The organism is Amycolatopsis silviterrae, from assembly GCF_042684085.1.
Classification (GTDB): Bacteria; Actinomycetota; Actinomycetes; order Mycobacteriales; family Pseudonocardiaceae; genus Amycolatopsis; species Amycolatopsis silviterrae.
Genome location: NZ_JBHUKS010000044.1, coordinates 1 through 1,317, shown reverse-complemented (window position 1 = coordinate 1,317; position 1,317 = coordinate 1). Strand labels below are relative to the sequence as shown.

General features: G+C 69.4%; 1 protein-coding gene. It reads left to right on the top strand.

Annotated features, from left to right (window positions below; all coding sequences use genetic code 11):
* Positions 1-101 precede the first annotated feature (101 nt).
* The coding region (locus ACFSVL_RS46580) for an IS701 family transposase (protein ID WP_378314607.1) at positions 102-1,317 on the top strand (1,216 nt) is incomplete at its 3' end.

Genomic DNA, 1,317 nt, shown 5'->3' with positions numbered 1-1,317 from the left:
CCACCGCGTGATCATGGGTGTTTGTGAGGACAACTCAAGATCATGTGGTGGCCGCGGCTGCCAGCGTAGACCCTGCGGGGTGGCAGTCGCTGCTGGGTGAGATGTTGCTGCGGGTCGGGCATCGGTTCGTGCGGGTGGAGTCGCGTCGGCGGGCTGGGCGGTTCGTGCAGGGGCTGTTGGCCGGGCTGGCGCGGGTGAACTGCTGGACCGTCGCTGAGGCAGTCGGGGACCGGACCCCGGACGGGATGCAGAATCTGCTCTCGCGCGCGACCTGGGACGCCGACGGGGTCCGCGACGACCTGCGCGAGGTCGTGGTCGAGCAGCTGGGCGATCGGGATGCGATGCTGGTCATCGACGAGACCGGCGACCTGAAGAAGGGCGTCGAGTCGGTCGGGGTGCAGCGGCAATACACCGGCACGGCGGGCCGGATCGAGAACTCGCAGATGTCGGTGTTCCTGGTGTATTCCACCCCGGCCGGGCACACGTTCATCGACCGCGAGCTCTACCTGCCCGAAAGCTGGGCCGGGGACCAGGCGCGGCGGGAACGAGCCGGCGTGCCTGCGCATAACCTGTTCACCACGAAATCCCGGCTCGCGTTGGCCATGATCACCCGGGCGCTGGAGGCAGGCGTGAAGGTGGGATGGGTGACCGGCGACGAGGCTTACGGCAAAGACGCCGCCGGCTTGCGGGATCCGCTCGAGGCCCGCGACCAGGCCTATGTGCTGGCCGTGGCCTGTGACCACCGCATTCCCGGGGCCGGCGGGGAGAATGCCAGAGCCGATGAGCGGGCCGCCGCGCTGCCGAAGCGGGCCTGGCAGAAGCTCTCTGCCGGGGCGGGCGCGAAAGGCCGGCGCTACTACCTGTGGGCCCGCATCCGGCTGCGCCTGGCAGGCAAGACCGGGTATCACTGGATGCTGATGCGCCGCAACCGACGCACCGGGGACACGGCGTTCTACCGCTGCTACAGCCCCCGCCGCGTCTCACTGGCCGAGCTCGCGCGCGTCGCCGGGCGACGCTGGACGATCGAGGAGACCTTCCAGACCGGCAAAGAACTCACCGGCCTCGACCAGCACCAGGTCCGCACCTGGACCTCCTGGTATCGCTGGACCACCCTGGTCATGTTCGCGCACGCCTTCCTCGCCATCGCCGCAGCCCACACCCGCGACACACCACCACCCGAGGGCCTGATCCCGTTGACACGCAACGAGATCAGGCACCTCTATGCCCAGCTCACACTCCAACCTGCCCGCCGCGCCGCCGACGTCCTGACCTGGTCCGCCTGGCGCCGACGACACCAACACCAAGCCCGCCAAAGCC